The organism is Mesorhizobium sp. LNHC232B00 (assembly GCF_000502435.1).
In the GTDB taxonomy this organism is placed as follows: Bacteria; Pseudomonadota; Alphaproteobacteria; order Rhizobiales; family Rhizobiaceae; genus Mesorhizobium; species Mesorhizobium opportunistum.
Genome location: NZ_AYWP01000040.1, coordinates 13,464 through 35,940, shown reverse-complemented (window position 1 = coordinate 35,940; position 22,477 = coordinate 13,464). Strand labels below are relative to the sequence as shown.

Here is a 22,477-nt window from a genome sequence, read left to right as displayed (position 1 = left end):
GCTCAGTGTATGCATGTCCGCAGCGCCGCCTTGACCGCGGCAATCGGCTTGTCGCCGCCACAGACTGTCCCGGCCCTCGCGTCAGGCGGTTATCGAGCACGCGCAGCGAGTTCCTCGAAAAAGACCTTTAGCGAACGCGGTTCATGCCCGAGTATCGCGCGTAGAGTCAGCGGATTACCGAGCAGGTTGTAGTGGTCGTAATGCTCGAACATAGTCCTTTGACCTGGACCAACTTCGCCGAGCACACCTGGATCACGGCGCTCCCTGATCTCCCGCCCGAGGACCTCACCCAACAGAGTGACCACATCGTGACGATTGTGCCACCCGGGCGCGCATAGCTCGAATGTACCGTAAAGCAGACGATCCTCGGTTAGGGCAATGGCGGCGACCTCCGCGATGTCACGATAGTCTACAAGAGAGAAACGGGTCTCGGCCGACCAGGGCTCGGCCAGCACGCCGGTTTCGATGACCTTCGGCCAGAATGCCTCATAATTCTGATAAAAGCGGGATGGGTGAAGGAAGGTGTATTCCAGCTTCGAAGTCAGAATCGCTTCCTCGACCGGGGCTTTCGCTATGTGGTTGCCCAGCACGGAAAGTACCGGATGGATGACAGACGAGAATACAAGCCGACGGACACCTGCGCGGATCGCGGCGTTGACCAAGCCTTTGCCGACTTCGGCTTCCTCGGCCATGAACGCAGGCGCGATGTAGAACACAGCTTCGATATCTTTCAGAGCTGCGTCCAAGCTGGCCCGGTCCCGAAGGTCGCCGACAGCCGTTTCCGCGGCACCATGCTCTCGTACTTGAGCAATTTCTTCCGGCTTTCGCACAAAGCCGCGCACACGGGCGTTACGCTGGGCGAGAGCCGGGATGACATTGCCGGCAAATCGGCCGGCAGCGCCAACAGCAAGAATCGTCATCGTTATCTCCTGTGTTTTTTCTCGTCTCCTGAGGTTTCGCGTTCCCTGGTCCAGGGTCACCTGCTCCAATAGATTGTTGTGCATCCCAAGCGGTCAAGACGACCGCTGCCGCAGCAGATCGGGCACGGTGGGTCGAGAGCTTAGCGTGGTCGCAAGTGACCTATCGCAACAGCTTTTGCGGGCCTTGGATGGGGCGCGGCGGCTTTTGGAGCCCGGCGACGGAAGTTTCAAAGCGCTTCGCCGGAAAAGCGCATGGCGCTTTTCCTTGGGAATTACGTAAAACAAAGAGATAGGTCTCCGTTTCCGTGAAACGGTGAAATGCTCTAAGCCTTGTAGACCACCTGGCGCACGTCGATGTAGCTGGCACGAAAGCCGGCTTCGCAATAATGCAGGTAGAACTCCCATAGTTTCTTGAAGCGATCGTCGAAGCCGAGCGGCACGATCTTCTCCCACGATACCCAGAAGCGCTGCCGCCATTCGGCGAGCGTGCGCGCATAGTCATCGGGAAACACGCGTTCGCGCAAATGCGCAAGGCCATGATCCTTGCCGAGCGCTTTCAGGATCGACGGCGTCGGCAGCATGCCGCCCGGAAACACATAGCGCTGGATGAAATCCGGCCTGGCACGATAGGTGTCGTAGGCGGATTCGTTGATGGTGATGATCTGCAGCCCCGCGGTACCGCCGGGCTTCAGGCAGGCCTTCATCTTGCCGAAGAACACCGGCCAATATTTCTCGCCGACCGCCTCGAACATCTCGATGGACGCAATGCGGTCGTAAGTGCCTGTTTCGTCGCGATAATCCTGCAATTTGATGTCGACCTTGTCGGCAAGTCCAGCCTTGGCGATGCGCGCCTTGGCGAAGTCGTGCTGCTCGCGGCTGATGGTCAGCCCGGTAACCCGGCAACCGATCTCGCGCGCGGCGAATTCGGCAAAGCCGCCCCAGCCGCAGCCGATCTCCAGCACGTGATCCTTGCGGCCGATGCCGATATCCTTGGCTAGCGCCCGATATTTGGCGGCCTGCGCGCTCTCCAGATCGTTGGCGCCGTTGGCATAGAGCCCCGAGGAATAGGTCATGCTCGGGTCGAGCCACTCCTTGTAGAAGGCGTTGCCGAGGTCGTAATGCGCCGAGATATTGCGTTTCGAACCGGTGCGTGTGTTCTCATTGAACCAGTGGCGGATGCGCTGGATCGTATTGATCAGCCAGCTCGCGCCGCCGGCGACCTTCTCGCCAAGGGCCGAGTTGACCACGAACAGTTCGAGGAAACTGGTCACATCAGGGCTTTCCCAGTCGCCGTCCATGTAGGATTCGGCAACGCCGATCGTGCCGCCGGAAAAGGCGCGGCCCGGCAGGCGCCAGTTCTTGAGCACCAGTTCGGCGTCGGGACCTGGTCCCTTGCCTCCGACCAGGACGGAGCGCCCATCCGGCATCCTGACTTTCAGCGAACCGCGCGGCAGGTTCATCGCCGCCGACAGCACCAGGCGCGCCTTGGCCGGCAGGCCCTTGACGATCTCGGCGAAATTGAACTCGTCGAGCCTGACCGCTTCGGCAGGCATCGTGCCAGACTGTTCGTTGTGACCCATGTCCCGCCCCTGGACTTCCGCGATGCCGGCTGACAATTGCCGGTTCCGTTTCTTGCGGTTCATCGCCGGGTTCGGACGTTGCCTGATCCCCGGATCAGCCACGTACGGATCCGAACAAAAGCGCATCCCTCGAACAGAGTTTCGGCGCTTCCCAGTGAATCCCTGCGACAATCTTCCACGTCATCGCCGGGAACTTCAAGAGGCAAGCTGCGAGCTGGGCTGTGCCACGTGCGCCGGCGGATGTCGAACATATCAAAACGCCTATCGTCCACACCGTGCTTGTGCGATAGCTTTAACCATGCGTTATGTAATCGTCATTGCCGCCATCGCATTCTTCCTGATCTGGGACGGCCTGTACAATCAGGGCCACTACCTCGACCTCTCGGTCAGGGAGCTCAATCACGCCGTCCGCTATGTCACCGGCAAAGCCTGATACCTTCCAGAGGCAGTAGCCCGCGCTGTGCGCGGTGTGCGGCGGCCGAAGCGCGTCGCATGGACGCGTGGCGCCGTGAACGGTTGACGCGAAGAGACCGCCGTCACAAAAGACCCCGCATTCAGATCGAGGAGGCGGGATTGATCCGGCATATCGTTTTCTTCAGCGCGCGGCGCAAAGAGGATGTGGAGGCGGTGCGTACCGGGCTGCTGGCGCTGGGCAACATTCCCCATTCCAGTCTCTTCGAGGTAACCCTCAACACCAAGGTCGACCCGCTGTCCGACGAGATCGATGTCGTCGTCTATGCGGAGTTCGCTGACGACGCGGCGCTGGCCGCCTACAAGGCGCACCCGCTCTACGCGCAGACCACCAGCAAGGTCAGACCCTTGCGCGAGTTGCGCTATTCCGCCGACGTCGTGGCCGGGAGCTGATCCAGGGCCTGTTCCAGCCGGTGCCTTTTTCGACGCCCCACGAAATAGCCGGGTAGCACATGAAGGCCGCCGGGCAGATTGTCGGCTTTCCGCCAGGCCTGCAGTTCCGCCAGCACGATGCTGAAATGGCCTTGCATGGCCGCTTTCAGCGCGCCGCGCACCGTCAGATAGCTGAGGATCGACTCGTAGCCGCTTGATCGGTAATCGGGACAGCGGCCGACGAAATCGTCCAACCCATTGATATAACCGGCATGGGTGCGCGAGATCGAGTTCGCCGACCGGTATTTGAGGACGTCGGTGGCCGTGCCGAAGGCGATGCGATGCTGTCTCGCCAGGCGCAGCAGCAACTCCCGGTCCTGATGGCGGCGCAGATCCGGATCGTAGCCCCCGACCGCGTCGAAGGCCGCGCGGCGAACCGTGACGGTCGAGTTGGTCAGCGGAATGCAATGGCAGAGCAGAAGCTGCCGCAGTGTCTCGCTATCGGGGGTAAGGCGGGGCAATCGGTGTATTCGTTCGCCGCGGTCCGAAATGTCGCTGAAGCCGTCGATGGTGCAGGCGACGTCCGGGTTCTCGTCGAAGAATGTGATCAGCCTGTCCACACGCCCGGGGCGGAAGGCGTCATCCGAATCTAGAAAAGCGATGAGCGGTGCGCTGGACAATGCCGCGCCCTGGTTGCGAGCTTGGTTGGCACCGGCCGCTACCGGTATGCGGCGCCATTTCAGGCGCACATCGTCGAGCGAGGCCAGATAGCTTTCGGTGCTGTCCGTCGATCCGTCATCTATCACCACCAGTTCGATATCGGTTCGCGCGGTGCAAAGCACGGATGCCAGCGTGCGCGGCAGGCTTTCACGGCGATTGCGGGCAGGCACGACCACGGCAAGACGAGGCGTGCCGACAAGGCCCGCTTCCATCGCAAGATTGGTCGGCAGGACTGTCATGGCCGGAACTCGTGCATGGTGGTGCGGGTGCAGCCGAAGTCCGCCTTGAAGGGTTCGTCGCCGATGGTGAAATCGAAGGCTTTGCCGCCCTCGGCGGCCCAGGCCGCCATGACCTGGTCAAGCATCACGCGGCCCGGAGAATGGCGCGCATGGGCGCGATAGTCGCAGGCCAGTAGGATGTAGCGAAAGCAGTCGCCGTCGACCAAGCCGAAGACAATAGCGACCGGACCATCCTTCGAAGCGAGGCGATAGGTTCGTGCAAGGCCGGAGCGTGCGCCGTTCGTAGCGACATCGATGTAGAATTCGAGGCCGTGCGGCGTTTGCATCGGATCATCCGGGAAGCGCCCGGCGCGGAAGTCGCGCGCTGCAACCAGGGCCTGACGCACACTGTCGGGCCCGACCAGCTCCAGCTTCAGCCCGCCAGCTTCGGCAAGCCTGCGCGCCTTACGGTCAAGGCTTCCGGCGCCGCGGCAGCCAAGGTTGGTTTTGCGCCATTCGGCATAGGGAAAGCCGTAGCGCACGGCATGCGCGCCGAAATCGAGCGCGGACGGCTCGGATCCCAGCAACTGGCGCCATTGATGCAGATGGCTGTGATGAACAGGTCCAATTCTCAAATCCGCATGGTGCCCAAGGACATCGCGAAAATGCCGCCTGGTTTGTACGCCGACTGTCACGCCCCTGGCCACGATCGGACAGGCATAATCGGTGACGCCCAGGAAGGCATATTCGATCGCCCGATCGCAGCGCCGCACCAGCGGAACCACCAGTTGGAGTTCGCCGTCGCTGTCGCGGCCGGTGATCACCAGCGGCTCGGCGCCATGCGCCGGAGCGATGTTGCGGTAGAAAGCCGTGAGCCAGTCGGGATGCTGGAAGGCCGATGCCGATGCGCCGCAGAACAGCCGCCGGTATTCCACCGAGCCGAAATCGAAGCTGTCGGACGCCTCGATCACGATCGGCCGATCCGAGATCGGATGTCCTGGCGCGGCGCGGTCAAGCACGCTTCAGCCCCGTGAAAAGTCTCCTGAACGCCTGTTGCGGGAGAAGGGCGGGGTCGTCGAGGCCGATGCGGCCGCCGGCCGGCAGGTCCACGGCCCGCAAGGCGGCGTACAGCCTGTCCTCGGAAAGCTTCTGGGTTTCGACCCGTCCGGGGTGCGTTTCCCGATAGATCGTGCCGTGGGAGCCGTGCGCCGGATTGGTGTTGATCTCGAAGATTTGCGGATGCCCGTCGACCAGCGAGAAGTCGGCCCGCCCATAATCGATGCCGGCGAGTTCGAATGCCCGGCGCAGCACGTCTTCATAAAGGTTGCCAACGACGAACCGGCGCTCGTTTTCGAGGAATGTCGTCAACATGGGATGGGCAAGCAGACGCTGCTTGTCCTGCACGTCCTTGGCCGCCCAGCGGAAATCGACGACATTGTGATGGGCGATCAGCCGATCGCCGACGCGATAGGTGGCAAAGCGCTGCCAGACGCCGGGGCTGACCTCCTGGCCGGCATACTCGATCACCAGCTTGCCGGCCAGCGGTATGCCGTTCGCTTTCATCCGGCTCAGCGCCGCCTCGAGCGCCGGCTGGTCCGCAATCAGCTCGAAGTCCGCGGAAAGGTGATCGAATTCGTTGCGGATGAATACCGGAAAGGCGTTCGGACGCGGCTGGCTTTCGCAACGCCAGGCCGAGAAGCAGTTGATGCCGGCCGCGTGCAGGGCTTTCAGCAGATCATGACGGCCAAGCACACGGGCGGGATGATTGAGAACGTGTGCCCCGCCGCGCTCGAGCCGATTGGCGACCCCGGCGGCCAATGCGATCTCGAAGTGCGAAAGCCGCTCGTGATCCGTGAAGACCCAGGTGCCGGAGCGCAGCTCCTTCTGCCGAAAGAGGCGCTCGTAGCTCCAGTGGCGTGCGTTGCCCAACTGGCGGATCAGATGGCGAACGGTATAGCCGTGGCTGCGCGTGGTGACGAAGTTGATCAACCGCCATCCGGCGAGCCGCCGTCCTCCTGCAAGGTGAGAACACCGGCCGGCTGCCGTGATCCGTTCACCGAGCCTGCGAGGACCGAAGCATAAAGGGCAAGGTTGAGCGCCACCGCCGAATCCAGCGAGAAATCCCGTACGCGCCGGCGCCCTCGCGCGATGAGGGTGTTCCTTTCCTCGCTATCGGCAAGCAACCGAAGCGTCAGGTCGGCGAGCGCTTCGCGCCGTCCTTCCGGTACCAGCGCCAATGCCTCTGGACGACCGGCGACGTCGGTCACGCCGCCGACGCCATAGGCGACCACCGGTACTTCCGCCGCCATCGCTTCGAGCAGGACGCTGCCGAACACTTCGCGCCGGGAGGGCAGGATCATGACGTCGGAGATCTTGAGTGCCTTCTTGACCTCGGCTGGCGAGACGAATCCGGTGATTGCCCAGCAGCCTGGCCTGGAGATCGCGGCGAGCGCCGCTTCAAGCTTTCGGCGGTCGGGACCGTCCCCGCAGATCAGCAGGAACACATTTTTCCCTGACAGGCGCTCGACGAGCGCGGGCAGGTCCTGCCAACCCTTTTCACCGCTGATGCGGCCGATAAAGCTGACGATTGGCCGTTCGTCCGGGATGCCGTGCTCACGGCGAAAGGCCCGAAGCAACCCAGGTGCGACTGGACGGAGGAACGCTTCGACATCAACCGCATCGGGGATCACCTCGATGCGCGAGGCATCGAGCCCCAGCTCCGAGGCCGCGCTCCTGCCATATGTATCTGTGAGCACGACGACCCGATCGGCCGACCTCAAAGCCAGGCGTTCGAGCCACCGGGTGACGTCGTAAGATTTGCCCTTGAGCCGAAGCGCGCTCTGAAGCCCAGACCAGAGCGGCGTGTTCATCGAAACGACATGCGGTATCCTCAGCCTGCCGACAATGACGGCGATGATCCTGCACCAGACCGAGTGGTTGAAATGGATGTGGACCACATCGTAGCGGCGTCGGGCTCGAAGAAGCTCCGGGATCGCGCCCAGAAACCAGCTGAAGCAGAGCATCGGCCCGGCCAGGAACTCGGGCAGCCGGAAGCCTGTGCATGTCACCCGCATGGTCGCGGATATCCGCACATGCCTTGGGCTGCCTGGAATGTAGCTGGTCAGAACCGTCTGGGTCGCGCCGGCCTTGTCCATGGCTTGTGCGATCGTCCATGTCTGGTTCTGCAATCCGCCGACAGGATCGAACGCGATCGGCCAGTTGCCTGGTCGATAGAAATGCGGTGTGATCCGCAAGATCCTGAGCATGCCGTTGCCCGCCATTCGTCGTTCCAGCCATGCACGCAGGGCAATGGGCGCCATTCGACGTCGAATCGCGACGTCACGACAGTCGTCCAAGACGGAATTCGCAGCATCCCCCATGCGGGGGATATCCTTACGTGAAATACTTTCGCTGCAGAAGAGAAAAGCGGGCGGCCATTTCTGGTGGTTTTTGCCATGCTCTGGCGCCAGGGCGCGCAATCACGTCTTGAACGGCTATACGGAATGATGCACATCGCGCCTGCATGACCCGTTCCACAGCCGCCGGAATTCATCCGCTCGACCATCTGGTGCTGCCGACGCGGAGCCTCGACATGGCGCGCGCCCGGCTCACTGCGCTGGGCTTCGTCGTCGCTCCCACCGGCATCCATCCCTTTGGAACGGAGAATTGCTGCGTTTTCCTCGCCGACGGCACCTATCTGGAGCCGCTCGCGATCGGCAGCGAACAAATAGCATTTGACGCGGCCGCCGAGGGCAATGCCTTCGTCACCCGCGACCGCATCTATCGCGACAGCCGCGGCGACGAGGGGTTTTCTGCGGTGGTTCTGGGCACCGACAATGCCGATGCCGACCACGCGCGCTATGTGGAAACCGGCCTCTCGGCGGGCGACACGCTGAGCTTTTCGCGCGCTTTCACCGACACGGCGGGCAAAAGCGATACCGCGTCATTCAAGCTCGCCTTTGCTTCGAGCCGCGGCGCAAAGGATGCTTTTCTTTTTGCCTGCCAGCGGATCAACGCACCGAAAGTGGATCGCGCGGCCTTGCAGGCCCACCCCAATGGGGCCACCGGCATTGTGGAAGTGGTGGCGGTCAGCGACCGACCTGACGAGCAGCGTCGCCTGATCTCCGTGGCGGTGGACGATCCCGCCGCCATTGGGCAGGAGGGTGCGTTCCGCCTGCCGAATGCAGTTTTGAACGTCCTCGATCCCGCGTCTTTCACTGCCCGCTTCGGCATTCCGGCTGGCATGCCCACCGAACTTCGGTTCGCCGCGGTCGTCTTTGCGGTCCGCGATGCCGATGCCGTTTCAAGGCTGCTTGCAGCCAACGCCGTCCCGCACGATATAGCGGGCAATGATATTGTCGTGCAGCCGGCATCAGGCCAGGGCGCGGCTTTCATCTTCCGGGAGATCCCATGAACAAGCCCCCCAATTCGATGGCGCCCAATTCGGCGGTAACCGTCGGCAACGTCGTTTTCGACAACAAGGCGGCCTTGGCGCTGATCGCCGGACCGTGCCAGTTTGAATCGCGTCAGCATGCTTTCGACATGGCCGGTGCGCTCAAGGAATTGACCGGCAAGCTCGGCATAGGCCTCGTCTACAAGACCAGTTACGACAAGGCCAACCGCACCTCGCTGTCGGCGACGCGCGGCGCCGGCATGGAGGCAGCACTCCCTGTCTTCGACGAACTGCGCAAGGAATTCTCGCTTCCCGTGCTGACCGATGTCCACACCGAGGAGCAGTGTGCCATCGTCGCGCCGCATGTCGATGTGCTGCAGATTCCGGCCTTCCTGTCGCGCCAGACCGATATGCTGGTCGCCGCCGCCAGGACCGGCAAGGTGATCAACGTCAAGAAGGGGCAGTTCCTCGCGCCCTGGGACATGAAGAACGTGGTCGCCAAGATCACCGGTTCCGGTAACCCCAATGTCTTGACCACCGAGCGCGGCGCCTCGTTCGGCTACAACACGCTGGTGTCCGACATGCGCGCTCTGCCCATCATGGCCGAGATCGGCGCGCCGGTGATCTTCGATGCCACGCATTCGGTGCAGCAGCCGGGCGGGCAGGGCGGGTCTTCGGGTGGCGAGCGGCGTTTCGTCGAGACCTTGGCCCGCGCGGCGGTTGCTGTCGGCGTTGCCGGCGTCTTCATCGAGACCCACCAGGATCCGGACAATTCGACCTCTTCCGACGGCCCCAACATGGTGCCGCTGAAGGACATGCCGGCACTCCTGGAGCGTTTGATGGCGTTCGACCGCATCGCCAAGGGCCGCTGAGGCGGCGCTTCTCGTCGGTGGCAAGATTGCTGCCTATCGCGTCAACATGAAGGTGACCTTCATTCTCGCGGAGTGATCGGCCGACACCGTAAAAACCCGGGAACTTTCGCCCGCCTCCGTCATTGTCGAAGCAGAGTTTGACGACAATGAGGAGCACATCATGACAACTCAAACAGGCCACACCCAAGCCATTGCCGCTTCGCGCGTCATCGGCACAACAGTTTACAATACCGCGGGCGACAGCATCGGCAGCATCGAGGACGTCATGCTCGACAAGACCTCGAACGGCATCATGTTCGCAGTCATCGGTTTTGGCGGTTTTCTCGGCATGGGCGAGAAGTATCATGCCATTCCTTGGGCAAGTCTCGATTATGATCAGGACAAGGGCGGCTATGTCGTGCCCTTCTCCAAGGAACAGCTGAAAGCGGCGCCCGCCTATTCGATCGATGAATTGACCGGCGAGGATGGCGAGCGCGCGCGCGACGCATCCTACGAGTATTACAACGTCAAGCCATACTGGCATTGATGTGACAAAAAAGGGCCTCGCTTCGGCGGGGCCCTTTTTGATTCAACGCAAGGCCCGATGGGCTTGCCGGGCCTTCGGGGCTATTGGTTGATGCTCAAGGCCGGCAAAGGCGCGACTGCCTTTGGCGGTGACTGCTGGTTGTCGCACGACGTCAGGAACGCCGCCGCGATCAGGAACAAACTCACGATACCGCTCAACTCGGACATGGCGAAACTCCTCCTGTTTCGCCCCGCGCTTCGAAACCATATCTCGAAACGGGCGTCTGGCAGCATGACTTATGATGACAGGAATTTGCGCTTCGTGAATCAGGCGGGCCGCACTATTTGGCCATGGCCCGATTGCCTTTTGCGGCGCTTTGGCTAAGACGGGCGCGACCTTTCTTCATATCAATCGGGGACATCGCAATGACCGCCATCGTCGATATTGTCGGGCGTGAAATCCTGGACAGCCGTGGAAATCCAACCGTCGAGGTCGACGTCGTGCTCGAAGACGGCTCGATGGGCCGCGCCGCGGTGCCCTCGGGCGCATCGACCGGCGCCCATGAGGCCGTCGAGCTGCGCGACGGCGGCGCCCGTTATCTCGGCAAGGGCGTGCTCAAGGCCGTCGAAGCGGTCAATGGCGAGCTGTTCGAGGCGATCGGCGGCATGGAAGCCGAAAACCAGATCCACATCGACCAGACCATGATCGAACTTGACGGCACGCCCAACAAGAGCCGGCTCGGCGCCAACGCCATCCTCGGCGTGTCACTGGCGGTTGCGAAGGCGGCGGCCGATGCCTCCGGCCTGCCGCTCTACCGTTATGTCGGCGGAACCAAGGCACATATCCTGCCGGTGCCGATGATGAACATCATCAACGGCGGCGCGCATGCCGACAATCCGATCGATTTCCAGGAATTCATGATCCTGCCGATCGGCGCGCCGACGCTGCGCGAAGGCGTGCGCTGGGGCTCGGAAATCTTCCATACGCTCAGGAAGAAGCTGAAGGACGCCGGCCACAACACCAATGTCGGCGACGAGGGCGGCTTTGCCCCGAACCTGAAGAGCGCGCCGGTTGCACTCGATTTCATCATGGAATCGATCGAGAAAGCCGGCTTCAAGCCGGGTGAGGAGATCGCGCTCGGCCTCGACTGCGCCGCGACCGAGTTCTTCAAGGACGGCAATTACGTCTATGAGGGCGAGAAGAAGACGCGCGATCCCAAGGCACAGGCCAAGTATCTCGCCAAGCTCGCCGCCGACTATCCGATCATCTCGATCGAGGACGGCCTTGCCGAGGACGACTGGGAAGGCTGGAAGTATCTGACGGACCTGATCGGCAAGAAGACGCAGCTGGTCGGCGATGACCTGTTCGTCACCAACACGGCGCGGCTGCGCGACGGCATCCGCATGGGCGTCGCCAATTCGATCCTGGTCAAGGTCAACCAGATCGGCTCGTTGACGGAAACGCTCGACGCCGTCGAGACCGCGCACAAGGCCGGCTATACCGCCGTCATGTCGCACCGCTCCGGCGAAACCGAGGATTCGACGATCGCCGATCTCGCTGTCGCCACCAACTGCGGACAGATCAAGACGGGGTCGCTGTCACGTTCGGACCGCATGGCCAAGTACAACCAGCTGATCCGCATCGAGGAAGAACTCGGCAAGCAGGCGCGCTACGCCGGCAAGTCGGTCGTTAAGGGCTGATCCGGAACGCGCGGGTCCGCGATATCTGGGAAAGGGCGGGATTATTCCCGCCCTTTTTCATTTGGGCACGGCCTAATGCATGTTGCCCGAAAGTGAACTCGGTTTTGGGAGAACGACATGCATAAAACAAAGGCCTAAAGCCGCTGTCCGTAACCGTCCGTTAAGCACAATCGGGCGAAAAGGTCGTGAGCCGCCTGAGTTCGCGGTCGCGAGGGAACGGGCGATGTGGACGCGTCAGCACAAGCAGAGAAACACCGGCCGGCTGATCATCCCTTCGCTTTGCGTGGTATTCCTGGCCTATTTCGGCTTCCACGCCTATCACGGTGAATTCGGCATCAATTCGAAATATCAGCTCGAGGCCCAGACGGTCGCGCTGCAGGCGCAGCTCGATGCCGTCAAGGCGCGCCGCATGGAGCTTGAACGGCGCGTTCGGCTCATGCATGACGGCACGCTGGAGAAGGATATGCTCGACGAGCAGGCGCGCAAAGCGCTCAACCTGTCCCAGCCTGATGAAATCACCATCATGTTGCCGGCCTCGTCGAAGTAACCGAATTTCAGTTAATCAGCAATATTTCCAACGATTTTAATCGCTTAGGCGCATGCCAGCTATGCAAATTCGTCATGGCGCAACGCTGTAACGCGTGTTAGCCTCCCATAAATCGGTGGGGAGGCTGATCTCCCCGGGAGCAGATTTCCTCTAGCTCCAATGTCCGCAAAGAGACGCCAACAGGGAGTGATGCATGGCCACCGCAGCCAGAAAAGCGCCTGCCAAAACGAAATCCGACGGCAAATCGGGGCTTTCAGCACCCAAGCCTGCTGAATTCACCAAGGACGAAGAGCTTGCCGCCTATCGGCACATGCTGCTCATCCGCCGCTTCGAGGAAAAGGCCGGCCAGCTCTACGGCATGGGCTTCATCGGCGGCTTCTGCCATCTCTATATCGGCCAGGAAGCCGTCGTCACCGGCATGAAGATGGCCCTGATCGACGGCGACCAGATGATCACCGCCTATCGCGATCACGGCCACATGCTGGCGATGGAGCTTTCGCCGCGTGGTGTCATGGCCGAGCTGACCGGACGCCGCGGCGGCCTGTCCAGGGGCAAGGGCGGCTCCATGCACATGTTCTCCAAGGAGAAGCATTTTTACGGCGGCCACGGCATTGTCGGCGCGCAGGTGTCTCTGGGCACGGGCCTTGCCTTCGCCAACCGCTATCGCGAAAACAACAATGTCTCGCTGACTTATTTCGGTGATGGCGCGGCCAACCAGGGCCAGGTCTATGAAAGCTTCAACATGGCCTCGCTGTGGAAGCTGCCGGTGATCTACATCATCGAGAACAACCGTTACGCCATGGGCACCTCGGTCTCGCGCTCGTCGGCGGAAACCAATTTTTCGCATCGCGGCGCTTCGTTCAAGATCCCGGGCATCCAGGTCGACGGCATGGATGTGCGTGCGGTCAAGTCCGCCGGCGACCAGGCGACCGAATGGTGCCGTGCCGGCAACGGGCCGATCATTCTCGAAATGCAGACCTATCGCTATCGCGGTCACTCGATGTCCGACCCGGCGAAATACCGCTCCAAGGAAGAAGTCCAGAAGATGCGCTCCGACCATGACCCGATCGAACAGGTCAAGGCGCGGTTGACGCAGAAGAAGTGGGCGACCGAGGACGAATTGAAGGCCATCGACAAGGAGGTGCGCGACATCGTCGCCGACGCCGCCGAGTTTGCCCAGAACGATGCAGAGCCGGATCCGTCCGAGCTCTGGACCGATATCGTACTGTAAGGGAGGGCGAGGAACATGCCGATCGAAATTCTCATGCCCGCTCTCTCGCCGACCATGGAAGAGGGCAATCTTTCCAAATGGTTGAAGAACGAGGGCGACAAGGTCGTCGCCGGCGACGTCATCGCCGAGATCGAAACCGACAAGGCGACGATGGAAGTCGAAGCCGTCGATGAAGGCACGATTGGAAAGCTCCTGATCGCCGCCGGCACCGAAGGCGTCAAGGTCAACACACCGATCGCGGTTTTGCTGCAGGACGGCGAAAGCGCCAGCTCCATTACCTCCCCCTCTGATGGGGGAGGTCGCGCCGCAGGCGCGGAAGGGGGTGACGCCGCCGCCGCGCTCCCCACCCCGGCCGGCGAGCCGGCCGACCCTCCCCACAAGGGTAAACAAGCACCTGTCGCGGCCGCTCCGAAAACGGAAATCGCCGCCGATCCCGACATTCCGGCCGGCACCGAAATGGTGTCGACCACGGTGCGCGAAGCCTTGCGCGACGCCATGGCCGAGGAAATGCGCCGCGACGGCGATGTCTTCGTCATGGGCGAGGAGGTCGCCGAATACCAGGGCGCCTACAAGATCACCCAAGGGCTGCTGCAGGAGTTCGGGGCAAGGCGCGTCGTCGACACGCCGATCACCGAGCATGGCTTTGCCGGCGTCGGTGTCGGCGCCGCCATGGCCGGCCTGAAGCCGATCGTCGAGTTCATGACCTTCAACTTCGCCATGCAGGCGATCGACCAGATCATCAACTCCGCCGCCAAGACGCTCTATATGTCCGGCGGCCAGATGGGCGCGCCGATCGTGTTCCGTGGTCCGAATGGTGCCGCGGCCCGCGTCGCCGCCCAGCATTCGCAGTGCTACGCCGCCTGGTACAGCCACATTCCCGGCCTGAAAGTGGTGATGCCCTATACGGCCGCCGACGCCAAGGGCTTGCTGAAGGCCGCGATCCGCGATCCGAACCCGATCATCTTCCTCGAGAACGAGATCCTCTACGGCCAGTCCTTCGACGTGCCGAAGCTGGATGATTTCGTGCTGCCGATCGGCAAGGCGCGTATCCACAAGACGGGCAAGGACGTCACCATCGTCTCGTTCGGCATCGGCATGACCTATGCGGTCAAGGCGGAAGCGGAGCTGCGTGGCATGGGCATCGACGCCGAGATCATCGATCTGCGCACGATCCGCCCGATCGACCTCGACACGATCATCGCATCGGTCAAGAAGACCAACCGGCTGGTGGTCGTGGAGGAAGGCTATCCGCAGAACTCGGTCGGCGACCATATTGCCAACCAGGTCTCGCAGCGCGCCTTCGATTTCCTCGACGCCCCGGTCATCACCATTGCCGGCAAGGATGTGCCGATGCCCTATGCGGCCAACCTCGAGAAACTGGCCTTGCCGAATGTCGGCGAGGTCATCGAGGCGGTCAAAGCCGTCGCGTATCGCTGAACCGGGCGGGAGGACAAAATGCCAATCAACATCACCATGCCGGCGCTCTCGCCCACGATGGAAGAGGGCAATCTGTCGAAGTGGCTCGTGAAAGAGGGCGACAAGGTTTCGCCGGGCGATGTCATCGCCGAGATCGAGACCGACAAGGCGACGATGGAAGTCGAGGCTGTCGATGAGGGTACGGTTGCAAAGCTCGTCGTTCCAGCCGGCACCGAAGGCGTCAAGGTCAACGCGCTGATCGCCGTGCTCGCCGCCGAGGGCGAGGATGTGGGGGCGGCGGCGAAAAGCGGTGGTGCTGCGCCCAAGGCGGAAGCCAAGCAAGACGAGGCGCCAATCTCCCCACCCGTGGGGGAGATGTCGGCGAAGCCGACAGAGGGGGGCGCTGTCCCGCCGTCCTCTCAGCGCGAGGCGCCCCCCTCTGGCCTGCCCTCTTTGCCACCACTTGGCATCTCCCCCACAGGGGGGGAGATCAGCCAGTCGCCGGAAGGCCGTACCTTCGCCTCGCCGCTCGCACGGCGCATTGCCAAGGAGGCCGGCCTCGATGTGTCTGTTGTAACCGGCACCGGCCCGCATGGCCGCGTGGTGAAGGCGGATGTCGATGCGGCGATTGCGGGCGGCGGTGCCAAGGCGGCACCTGCGGCCAAGGCTCCGGCTGGCGCGCCTGCTGCAGCCGCTCCGGCGGTGAAGATGTCGGACGAACAGGTACTGAAACTGTTCGAGGAAGGCTCCTACGAACTCGTCCCGCACGACAATATGCGCAAGACCATTGCGCGCCGCCTGGTCGAGGCCAAGACCACCATCCCGCATTTCTACCTGACGCTCGATTGTGAGCTCGATGCGCTCTTGGCATTGCGCACGCAGATCAATGCGGCGGCGCCGGTGAAGAAGACCGAAAAAGGCGAGGCTCCCGTCTACAAGCTGTCGGTCAACGACATGGTGATCAAGGCGATGGCGTTGGCGCTGAAGGCGGTGCCGGATGCCAATGCCTCATGGACCGAAAGCGCCATGGTCAAGCACAAGCATGCCGATGTCGGGGTTGCCGTCTCGATCCCCGGCGGCCTGATCACGCCGATCATTCGCAAAGCGGACGAAAAGACGCTGTCCACCATCTCCAACGAGATGAAGGACCTGGCAAGCCGTGCCCGCAGCCGCAAGCTGAAGCCGGAAGAGTATCAGGGCGGTACGACGGCGGTTTCGAATCTGGGCATGTTCGGCATCAAGGACTTTGCCGCCGTCATCAACCCGCCGCATGCGACGATCCTGGCGGTCGGTGCCGGCGAGGAGCGGGCGGTGGTCAAGAACGGCGAGATCAAAATAGCCACCGTCATGTCGGTAACGCTGTCGACCGACCATCGCGCCGTCGACGGAGCGCTGGGCGCCGAACTGCTCGTCGCCTTCAAGCGGCTGATCGAAAATCCGATGGGCATGCTGGTCTAGGGAAGGAAAAGGGCGGTGCGGAAATTCTTCACCAGCCTTTTCGTCCTGATCATTTCGGGATTCGCCGGCGGGTGAAACACAGCAAGCAGACATGGGCGGGCTGAGCGAATGAAGACGGTGCTTTGCTACGGCGACTCGCTGACCTGGGGCTACAATGCCGAAGGCGGCCGCCACGCCTTTGAGGATCGCTGGCCCAGCGTGCTGCAGGCAGGGCTCGGCGGCGGCGTCCAGGTCATCGCCGATGGTCTCAATGGCCGCACCACCGCCTTCGACGATCACCTTGCCGGTGCCGATCGTAACGGCGCGCGGCTGCTGCCGACGGTGCTGACGACGCACGCGCCGATCGACCTGATCGTCATCATGCTCGGCGCCAACGACATGAAGCCATGGATCCATGGCAATCCCGTCGCCGCCAAGCAAGGCATCCAGCGGCTGATCGACATCATACGCGGCCACGACTATCCATTCGACTGGCCCGCGCCGCAGATCCTGATTATTTCGCCGCCTCTCGTCAGCCGCACCGAAAATGCCGACTTCAAGGAAATGTTTGCCGGCGGCGACGACGCCTCGAAGCTGTTGGCGCCGCAATATGCCGGGCTCGCCGACGAAGCCGGCTGCGGCTTCTTCGACGCCGGCACGGTCGCACAAACCACCCCTCTCGACGGCGTCCACCTCGACGCCGAAAACACGCGGAACATCGGCAAGGCGCTGGCGCCGGTCGTGCGCGTCATGCTGGAACTGTGAATAAGGAGAAAAATCGTGGCTGAGAACTACGACGTCATCATCATCGGCTCCGGTCCCGGTGGCTATGTCACGGCAGTGCGTTCCGCCCAGCTTGGCTTCAAGACGGCGATCGTCGAGCGCGAGCATCTCGGCGGCATCTGCCTCAACTGGGGCTGCATCCCGACCAAGGCGCTGCTGCGCTCGGCCGAGATCATGCACTATTCCGATCATTTGAAGGACTATGGGCTGAAGCTCGACGGCAAGGTAAGCGTCGACACATCGGCTGTCGTCGATCGCTCCCGCAAGGTTTCGCTGCGCCTCAATGGCGGCGTCGGCTTCCTGATGAAGAAGAACAAGGTCGACGTTATCTGGGGCGAGGCCAAGCTTTCGAAACCGGGCGAGATCGTCGTCTCCAAGACGGGCAAGAAGCCGATGGAACCGCAGCCGCCGGTGCCGAAAGGCATCAAGGGCGAGGGCACTTACACCGCCAAGCACATCATCCTGGCGACCGGCGCCCGGCCGCGCGCGCTGCCTGGCATCGAGCCGGACGGCAAGCTGATCTGGACCTATTTCGAGGCCATGGTGCCGAAGGAGATGCCGAAGTCGCTGCTGGTGATGGGCTCGGGCGCCATCGGCATCGAATTCGCGTCCTTCTACCGCACCATGGGCGCCGAGGTGACCGTGGTCGAGCTTCTGCCCGCGGTGATGCCGGTCGAGGACGCCGAGGTCTCGAAGTTCGCGCAAAAACAGTTCGAGAAGCAAGGCATGAAGATCATTCTCGAAGCCAAGGTGACCAAGGTCGAGAAGGGTGCCAACTCGGTCACCGCGCATGTCGAGATGAAGGACGGCAAGGTCGAGAAGATCACCGCCGACCGCATGATCTCGGCCGTCGGCGTGCAAGGCAACATCGAGAACCTTGGCCTGGAGGCGCTTGGTGTGAAGACTGATCGCGGCTGCGTCGTCATCGATGGCTACGGCAAGACCAATGTACCGGGCATCTATGCCATCGGCGATGTCGCCGGCCCGCCCATGCTTGCCCACAAGGCCGAGCATGAAGGCGTGGTGTGCATCGAGAAGATCGCCAATTTCCCCGGCGTGCATGCCACTGACAAACTTAAGATTCCGGGCTGCACCTACTGCAATCCGCAGGTTGCCTCCGTCGGCCTGACGGAAGCGAAAGCCAAGGCCGAAGGCAAGGATATCCGCGTCGGCCGCTTCCAGTTCGCCGCCAACGGCAAGGCCATCGCCCTCGGCGAGGACCAGGGCTTCATCAAGACGATCTTCGACAAGAAGACCGGCCAGTTGCTCGGCGCCCATATGGTCGGCGCTGAAGTCACCGAGCTGATCCAGGGTTTCGTCGTGGCGATGAACCTCGAGACCACCGAGGAAGAGTTGATGCACACCATCTTCCCGCATCCGACGCTGTCGGAGATGATGAAGGAAAGCGTGCTCGACGCCTATGGCCGCGCGCTGAACGCATGATAGATTCGCCGCACGAGACTCAGCCCCGAAGGCTGCGGGAACTCGGCGGCAAGGCAGTTCGTTTCCGGATGCATTTTTACGCACGCGAGGAGAAGGCATATGCACTTGAACGGCGTGGGCTGGATCGCAGCCATTATCATCGGCGGCCTGGCAGGCTGGCTCGCCGAAATGTTCATGAAGAGCAACACCGGCATTTTCATGAACATTATCATGGGCATCGTTGGCGCGGTGGTGCTGAACGCCATCCTGCAGGCGCTCAATTTCGGCCCATTCGGCGTCGGCTGGATCGCCTATCTGATCACCGGCTTCATCGGCGCCTGCCTGCTGATCTGGGTCGGTCGCCTGGTGCGCCGCTAGTCGATATGGTTCCGGCTATGCGAAAACGGCTGTAGCGGCATGCGCTGCTGCAGCCTTTTTCTTTGTGCCGAAAAGTCCTAGATGACGTAAAGGTGACGATCGCCGACGGGCGGTCGCAAGAAAAGCCAGGGTTCAGATGGTCACTGTCCTCGACACGATCGCCAACGCGCCGCGGCTGCGGCATCCCGAGAAGGCGCACAAGCCCGACCAGGAAGTGCTGCGCAAACCCGACTGGATCCGCGTCAAGGCGCCGGTCTCCAAGGGTTACGCCGAGACACGCGAGATCGTGAAATCCCACAAGCTGGTGACGGTCTGCGAAGAGGCCGGCTGCCCCAACATCGGCGAGTGCTGGGAAAAGAAGCACGCCACCTTCATGATCATGGGCGAAATCTGCACACGCGCCTGCGCGTTCTGCAACGTCGCCACCGGAATTCCGACCGCGCTCGACCCCGATGAGCCGGCTCGCGTCGCCCATGCCGTCAAGCAGATGGGCCTCAGCCACGTCGTCATCACCTCGGTCGATCGCGACGATCTTGCCGATGGCGGCGCACAGCATTTCGCCGAAGTCATTCGCGCCATCCGCGCGGCAACGCCTTCGACCACGATCGAAATCCTGACGCCCGATTTCTTGCGCAAGGACGGAGCCCTGGAAATCGTCGTGGCGGCCAAGCCCGACGTCTTCAACCACAATCTGGAAACCGTGCCGTCGAACTATCTGAAGGTTCGGCCGGGCGCCCGCTATTTCCATTCGATCAGGCTGCTGCAGCGTGTCAAGGAACTCGACCCGTCGATCTTCACCAAGTCAGGCATCATGGTGGGTCTGGGCGAGGAGCGGAATGAAATCCTGCAGCTGATGGACGATCTGCGTTCGGCCAATGTCGACTTCATGACCATCGGCCAGTATCTGCAGCCGTCCAAGAAGCACCATCCGGTGATCCGCTTCGTCACCCCGGAAGAGTTCAAATCCTTCGAGACGATCGGCCGGACCAAGGGTTTCCTGCTGGTGGCATCAAGCCCGCTGACGCGCTCGTCGCACCATGCCGGCGACGATTTCGCCCGGCTGCGCGCAGCGCGGGAAGCGCAACTCCAGAAGTCGCTCTAGCCGATCTTATGCCGAAATTCGAAGCCACCCGCCGCGTCGCCCACACGCCGCAGCAGATGTTCGCGCTGGTCGCCGATGTCGAGGCCTATCCGCAGTTCCTGCCGCTGTGCGAAGCGCTGACCGTGCGCTCGCGCAAGGAGCGTGACGGACGCACCGTTCTCCTTGCCGACATGAGCATCGGCTACAAGGCGATCCGCGAAACCTTCACGACGCAGGTGCTCTTGAAGCCCGACGAGAACGCCATCGACGTGAAATACATCGATGGCCCGTTCAAATATCTGAGCAATGTCTGGCGTTTTGAACCCGATGGCGCCGGCTGCGCCGTGCGCTTCTTCATCGACTATGAGTTCAAGAGCCGCATCCTGGGCGCGCTGATGGGCACCATGTTCGACCGCGCCTTTCGCATGTTCGCCGAGGCTTTCGAAAAACGCGCCGACGTCATCTACGGTGTCGCGCGGCAGGCCTAATTCTGACTGAGCGCTTGCAGGCCCAGCTTCAGGGCGTGTCTCACCGTCTCGTGGCGGATGAATTCGCGGCCCTTGTGGCCAAACAGCTGGCGCTCGGCGACAACCGGGTGGCCGGCCAGGGCTAGGCCGAACCAGACGAGACCGACCGGCTTGTCGGCCGAACCTCCGCCTGGACCGGCAATGCCGGTAACGGCAAGAGAAAGGCTTGCGCGTGAATGCGCCAGCGCGCCGGCCGCCATCTCCAGCACCGTTTCGCGCGACACGGCTCCATGCGCGTCGAGCGTTTCGGCGGAAACGCCGAGCATCTCCATCTTGGCTTCGTTGGAATAGGTGATGAAGCCGCGGTCGACCACAGCGGAGGAGCCGGCAATGTCGGTGAGCGCCGCGATGATCAGGCCGCCGGTGCAGCTTTCCGCCGTCGCCAGCATGATGCCACGTTGCTGGCAGGCCAGCAGCAGAGAGTTTGCGAGCTCGGCGTTGTTCATTCCGGGACCTCGCCGGGAAACACCACGCTGGCGGTGGCGATCGCCGCAATGCCTTCCTCGCGGCCGACAAAGCCGAGCTTCTCGTTGGTTGTCGCCTTGATCGAGATGCGGTCGGCGGAAATGCCCAGCATCCGTGAAAGGGCCGATGTCATCGCCTCGCGGTGCGGGCCGACGCGCGGCGCCTCGCAGATCAGCGTGATATCGGCATTGGCGATGCGGCCGCCGCGCTCGCGCACCAGTCTTGCCGCATGTTCGACGAATATCCGGGACGCAGCCCCCTTCCACTGCGGATCGGACGGCGGAAAATGCGTGCCGATGTCGCCGGCGCCGCAGGTCGCCAGCAGCGCGTCCGTCAGGGCATGCAGACCGACATCGGCGTCGGAATGGCCCGACAGTTTCTTCTCATGTGGAATGGCGACGCCGCACAGGGTGACATGGTCGCCCGGCTCGAAGGCGTGGACGTCGTAGCCGTTGCCGGTGCGGATGTCCGGAAAATGTATCCGTTCGCTGGAAAGCCGCTGGTGCGCCATGGCGATGTCCCGTGCCCAGGTGAGTTTGACATTGTCCGGCGAGCCCGGAACGATCTTGACCGGAATATGCGCCCATTCGGCGATGGCCGCGTCGTCGGTGAAATCCAGCCTGCCCAGCTGATGGGCCCTGTCATGCGCGGCAAGGATCGGCCCGTAGGGAAAACCTTGCGGCGTTTGCGCCGCGTGCAATCCGCTGCGGGAAACCGTCTCTGCGACCACGCCGGAGGCCGACTCGCGCTTCAGCGTGTCGGCGACGGGCAGGGCGGGCAACGCCCCCTCATGTTCGCCGATGGCGGCGATGGTGCGGTCGATCAATTCCGTGTCCACGAACGGACGCACGGCATCGTGAATGAGAACCTGGGCCGGTTCGTGGCCTTTCAACGCAAGCAAGCCGAGCCGGACGGACTCCTGCCTGGTCGCGCCGCCGATGACGGCGGTGACGCGCTGGGCGTGTGCCCCCGCCGCTTGACGGAACAGCTCATGATCGTCGGCATGGATGGCAACGACGATCTGGCCGGTTCTCGGATGGGCCAGGAACATCTCCAGCGTATGGGCAATGACGGCACGGCCGCCGATGCTCTGGTACTGCTTGGGCCCATTGGCCTGCCCGGCACGAGCGCCACGGCCGGCGGCGACGATCACCACGGCAACCCCGCCTTGCGCGCTCGAGTTTTCACTTCCCTCGGTCATGCCGATTGGCTTAGCGCACGATCCCGAAAAGTGTAATCGGTTTTCGGAAAAGATCGTGCGCCAAATATGAACATCCAAAGCGTCCTTTGCGGGTCCCGGAGGAATGCGCGGCGCTCTCGTCGCAGCAAAAATCCGGCGGCAGGCATTTTCCCAATTGCGCCTTAATGTGGCGTCATTCCGCGTTGCACATTGCGGCGGTTCTGGCTAGAGAATGTGCAACGAATGGACATGCTTGGTT

24 protein-coding genes are annotated in these 22,477 nt (G+C 62.4%); 15 read left to right on the top strand and 9 right to left on the bottom strand.

Annotated elements, in window-relative coordinates; genetic code table 11:
• Positions 1-89: 89 nt before the first annotated feature.
• Positions 90-920, bottom strand: coding sequence for an NmrA family NAD(P)-binding protein (locus tag X743_RS140470; RefSeq protein ID WP_031258655.1), 831 nt, complete (start codon positions 918-920; stop codon positions 90-92).
• Between the two features lie 323 nt (positions 921-1,243).
• The gene (locus tag X743_RS140475; RefSeq protein ID WP_031258654.1) at positions 1,244-2,500 is read right to left on the bottom strand and encodes a cyclopropane-fatty-acyl-phospholipid synthase family protein; all 1,257 of its coding nucleotides are present in this window, start codon (positions 2,498-2,500) and stop codon (positions 1,244-1,246) included.
• A 298-nt stretch (positions 2,501-2,798) separates the two neighbouring features.
• On the opposite strand from X743_RS140475, the gene X743_RS1000000174050 reads away from it, so the two are divergent.
• Positions 2,799-2,933: a hypothetical protein gene (locus tag X743_RS1000000174050; RefSeq protein ID WP_023768869.1), complete on the top strand. Its 135-nt coding sequence runs from the start codon at positions 2,799-2,801 to the stop codon at positions 2,931-2,933.
• Between the two features lie 140 nt (positions 2,934-3,073).
• Complete coding sequence (locus X743_RS140480) at positions 3,074-3,364, top strand: Dabb family protein (protein ID WP_023768868.1); 291 nt, start codon at positions 3,074-3,076, stop codon at positions 3,362-3,364.
• Here X743_RS140480 and X743_RS1000000170070 read toward each other — a convergent pair.
• Genes X743_RS1000000170070 through X743_RS140495 form a run of 4 tightly spaced genes read right to left on the bottom strand, consistent with a single transcriptional unit; the run spans position 3,334 to position 7,562 of the window.
• Positions 3,334-4,302 (bottom strand): glycosyltransferase family A protein, encoded by a 969-nt coding sequence (locus X743_RS1000000170070; protein WP_023768867.1) that lies wholly within the window; start codon positions 4,300-4,302, stop codon positions 3,334-3,336. The genes X743_RS140480 and X743_RS1000000170070 overlap by 31 nt on opposite strands.
• Positions 4,299-5,300, bottom strand: coding sequence for a GNAT family N-acetyltransferase (locus X743_RS140485; protein WP_023768866.1), 1,002 nt, complete (start codon positions 5,298-5,300; stop codon positions 4,299-4,301). Before X743_RS140485 ends, X743_RS1000000170070 begins: the two co-directional genes overlap by 4 nt.
• Complete coding sequence (locus X743_RS140490) at positions 5,293-6,270, bottom strand: hypothetical protein (protein WP_023768865.1); 978 nt, start codon at positions 6,268-6,270, stop codon at positions 5,293-5,295. The genes X743_RS140485 and X743_RS140490 overlap by 8 nt, the downstream gene beginning before the upstream one ends.
• Positions 6,267-7,562 (bottom strand): glycosyltransferase family 4 protein, encoded by a 1,296-nt coding sequence (locus X743_RS140495; protein WP_023768864.1) that lies wholly within the window; start codon positions 7,560-7,562, stop codon positions 6,267-6,269. The genes X743_RS140490 and X743_RS140495 overlap by 4 nt, the downstream gene beginning before the upstream one ends.
• A 242-nt stretch (positions 7,563-7,804) precedes the next feature.
• Between X743_RS140495 and X743_RS140500 the strand changes: the two genes are divergently transcribed.
• The 3 genes from X743_RS140500 (at position 7,805) to X743_RS140510 (ending at position 10,072) form a co-directional block, all read left to right on the top strand.
• Entirely contained in the window at positions 7,805-8,695 is an 891-nt protein-coding gene (locus X743_RS140500) for a VOC family protein (RefSeq protein WP_023768863.1), read from the top strand.
• Positions 8,692-9,546 carry a 3-deoxy-8-phosphooctulonate synthase gene (kdsA, locus tag X743_RS140505; RefSeq protein WP_023768862.1) on the top strand — a complete coding sequence of 285 codons (855 nt, stop codon included), beginning with the start codon at positions 8,692-8,694 and terminating at the stop codon, positions 9,544-9,546. The genes X743_RS140500 and kdsA overlap by 4 nt, the downstream gene beginning before the upstream one ends.
• A gap of 160 nt (positions 9,547-9,706) precedes the next feature.
• Positions 9,707-10,072, top strand: a complete 366-nt coding sequence (locus X743_RS140510; protein ID WP_023768861.1) for a PRC-barrel domain-containing protein — start codon at positions 9,707-9,709, stop codon at positions 10,070-10,072.
• A gap of 80 nt (positions 10,073-10,152) precedes the next feature.
• Here X743_RS140510 and X743_RS1000000174045 read toward each other — a convergent pair whose 3' ends face one another.
• Positions 10,153-10,278, bottom strand: coding sequence for a hypothetical protein (locus X743_RS1000000174045; RefSeq protein ID WP_084018256.1), 126 nt, complete (start codon positions 10,276-10,278; stop codon positions 10,153-10,155).
• A gap of 198 nt (positions 10,279-10,476) precedes the next feature.
• Here X743_RS1000000174045 and eno point away from each other — a divergent pair, with 198 nt between their 5' ends.
• The 10 genes from eno to X743_RS140565 all read left to right on the top strand — a co-directional run bounded on the left by eno (position 10,477) and on the right by X743_RS140565 (position 20,534).
• The gene (eno, locus tag X743_RS140520) at positions 10,477-11,751 is read left to right on the top strand and encodes a phosphopyruvate hydratase (protein WP_023768859.1); all 1,275 of its coding nucleotides are present in this window, start codon (positions 10,477-10,479) and stop codon (positions 11,749-11,751) included.
• Between the two features lie 223 nt (positions 11,752-11,974).
• On the top strand, positions 11,975-12,298 hold the full coding sequence (locus X743_RS140525) for a septum formation initiator family protein (protein ID WP_023768858.1): 324 nt from the start codon (positions 11,975-11,977) through the stop codon (positions 12,296-12,298).
• A 193-nt stretch (positions 12,299-12,491) separates the two neighbouring features.
• Positions 12,492-13,529, top strand: a complete 1,038-nt coding sequence (gene pdhA / locus X743_RS140530; RefSeq protein ID WP_023768857.1) for a pyruvate dehydrogenase (acetyl-transferring) E1 component subunit alpha — start codon at positions 12,492-12,494, stop codon at positions 13,527-13,529.
• Between the two features lie 15 nt (positions 13,530-13,544).
• A complete protein-coding gene (locus X743_RS140535; protein WP_023768856.1) occupies positions 13,545-14,966 on the top strand; it encodes a pyruvate dehydrogenase complex E1 component subunit beta in 1,422 nt (473 codons plus the stop codon).
• A gap of 18 nt (positions 14,967-14,984) precedes the next feature.
• Entirely contained in the window at positions 14,985-16,403 is a 1,419-nt protein-coding gene (locus X743_RS140540; RefSeq protein ID WP_023768855.1) for a pyruvate dehydrogenase complex dihydrolipoamide acetyltransferase, read from the top strand.
• A gap of 108 nt (positions 16,404-16,511) precedes the next feature.
• The gene (locus X743_RS140545) at positions 16,512-17,147 is read left to right on the top strand and encodes an SGNH/GDSL hydrolase family protein (protein ID WP_023768854.1); all 636 of its coding nucleotides are present in this window, start codon (positions 16,512-16,514) and stop codon (positions 17,145-17,147) included.
• Between the two features lie 15 nt (positions 17,148-17,162).
• Positions 17,163-18,608, top strand: a complete 1,446-nt coding sequence (gene lpdA, locus X743_RS140550) for a dihydrolipoyl dehydrogenase (RefSeq protein ID WP_023768853.1) — start codon at positions 17,163-17,165, stop codon at positions 18,606-18,608.
• Positions 18,609-18,707: 99 nt separating this feature from the next.
• Positions 18,708-18,965 carry a GlsB/YeaQ/YmgE family stress response membrane protein gene (locus tag X743_RS140555; protein WP_013895637.1) on the top strand — a complete coding sequence of 86 codons (258 nt, stop codon included), beginning with the start codon at positions 18,708-18,710 and terminating at the stop codon, positions 18,963-18,965.
• 136 nt (positions 18,966-19,101) lie between these two features.
• A complete protein-coding gene (gene lipA, locus X743_RS140560) occupies positions 19,102-20,067 on the top strand; it encodes a lipoyl synthase (protein WP_013895636.1) in 966 nt (321 codons plus the stop codon).
• Positions 20,068-20,075: 8 nt separating this feature from the next.
• Positions 20,076-20,534, top strand: coding sequence for a type II toxin-antitoxin system RatA family toxin (locus X743_RS140565; protein ID WP_013895635.1), 459 nt, complete (start codon positions 20,076-20,078; stop codon positions 20,532-20,534).
• Here X743_RS140565 and X743_RS140570 read toward each other — a convergent pair.
• Both X743_RS140570 and X743_RS140575 read right to left on the bottom strand, forming a co-directional pair.
• Complete coding sequence (locus X743_RS140570; RefSeq protein ID WP_023768852.1) at positions 20,531-21,019, bottom strand: CinA family protein; 489 nt, start codon at positions 21,017-21,019, stop codon at positions 20,531-20,533. The genes X743_RS140565 and X743_RS140570 overlap by 4 nt on opposite strands.
• Positions 21,016-22,239 carry a bifunctional 2-C-methyl-D-erythritol 4-phosphate cytidylyltransferase/2-C-methyl-D-erythritol 2,4-cyclodiphosphate synthase gene (locus X743_RS140575; RefSeq protein WP_023768851.1) on the bottom strand — a complete coding sequence of 408 codons (1,224 nt, stop codon included), beginning with the start codon at positions 22,237-22,239 and terminating at the stop codon, positions 21,016-21,018. The genes X743_RS140570 and X743_RS140575 overlap by 4 nt, the downstream gene beginning before the upstream one ends.
• Between the last annotated feature and the right edge of the window lie 238 nt (positions 22,240-22,477).

Coding starts and splice junctions, on each gene's coding strand:
- kdsA (WP_023768862.1), top strand. CDS start 8,692: ATGAACAAGCCCCCCAATTCGATGGCGCCCAATTCGGCGGTAACCGTC.
- X743_RS140470 (WP_031258655.1), bottom strand. CDS start 920: ATGACGATTCTTGCTGTTGGCGCTGCCGGCCGATTTGCCGGCAATGTC.
- X743_RS1000000174050 (WP_023768869.1), top strand. CDS start 2,799: ATGCGTTATGTAATCGTCATTGCCGCCATCGCATTCTTCCTGATCTGG.
- X743_RS140540 (WP_023768855.1), top strand. CDS start 14,985: ATGCCAATCAACATCACCATGCCGGCGCTCTCGCCCACGATGGAAGAG.
- X743_RS140545 (WP_023768854.1), top strand. CDS start 16,512: ATGAAGACGGTGCTTTGCTACGGCGACTCGCTGACCTGGGGCTACAAT.
- eno (WP_023768859.1), top strand. CDS start 10,477: ATGACCGCCATCGTCGATATTGTCGGGCGTGAAATCCTGGACAGCCGT.
- X743_RS1000000174045 (WP_084018256.1), bottom strand. CDS start 10,278: ATGTCCGAGTTGAGCGGTATCGTGAGTTTGTTCCTGATCGCGGCGGCG.
- X743_RS140525 (WP_023768858.1), top strand. CDS start 11,975: ATGTGGACGCGTCAGCACAAGCAGAGAAACACCGGCCGGCTGATCATC.
- X743_RS140475 (WP_031258654.1), bottom strand. CDS start 2,500: ATGGGTCACAACGAACAGTCTGGCACGATGCCTGCCGAAGCGGTCAGG.
- X743_RS140535 (WP_023768856.1), top strand. CDS start 13,545: ATGCCGATCGAAATTCTCATGCCCGCTCTCTCGCCGACCATGGAAGAG.
- X743_RS140575 (WP_023768851.1), bottom strand. CDS start 22,239: ATGACCGAGGGAAGTGAAAACTCGAGCGCGCAAGGCGGGGTTGCCGTG.
- X743_RS140495 (WP_023768864.1), bottom strand. CDS start 7,562: ATGGCGGGCAACGGCATGCTCAGGATCTTGCGGATCACACCGCATTTC.
- X743_RS140570 (WP_023768852.1), bottom strand. CDS start 21,019: ATGAACAACGCCGAGCTCGCAAACTCTCTGCTGCTGGCCTGCCAGCAA.
- X743_RS140500 (WP_023768863.1), top strand. CDS start 7,805: ATGACCCGTTCCACAGCCGCCGGAATTCATCCGCTCGACCATCTGGTG.
- X743_RS140510 (WP_023768861.1), top strand. CDS start 9,707: ATGACAACTCAAACAGGCCACACCCAAGCCATTGCCGCTTCGCGCGTC.
- X743_RS1000000170070 (WP_023768867.1), bottom strand. CDS start 4,302: ATGACAGTCCTGCCGACCAATCTTGCGATGGAAGCGGGCCTTGTCGGC.
- X743_RS140555 (WP_013895637.1), top strand. CDS start 18,708: ATGCACTTGAACGGCGTGGGCTGGATCGCAGCCATTATCATCGGCGGC.
- lipA (WP_013895636.1), top strand. CDS start 19,102: ATGGTCACTGTCCTCGACACGATCGCCAACGCGCCGCGGCTGCGGCAT.
- pdhA (WP_023768857.1), top strand. CDS start 12,492: ATGGCCACCGCAGCCAGAAAAGCGCCTGCCAAAACGAAATCCGACGGC.
- X743_RS140565 (WP_013895635.1), top strand. CDS start 20,076: ATGCCGAAATTCGAAGCCACCCGCCGCGTCGCCCACACGCCGCAGCAG.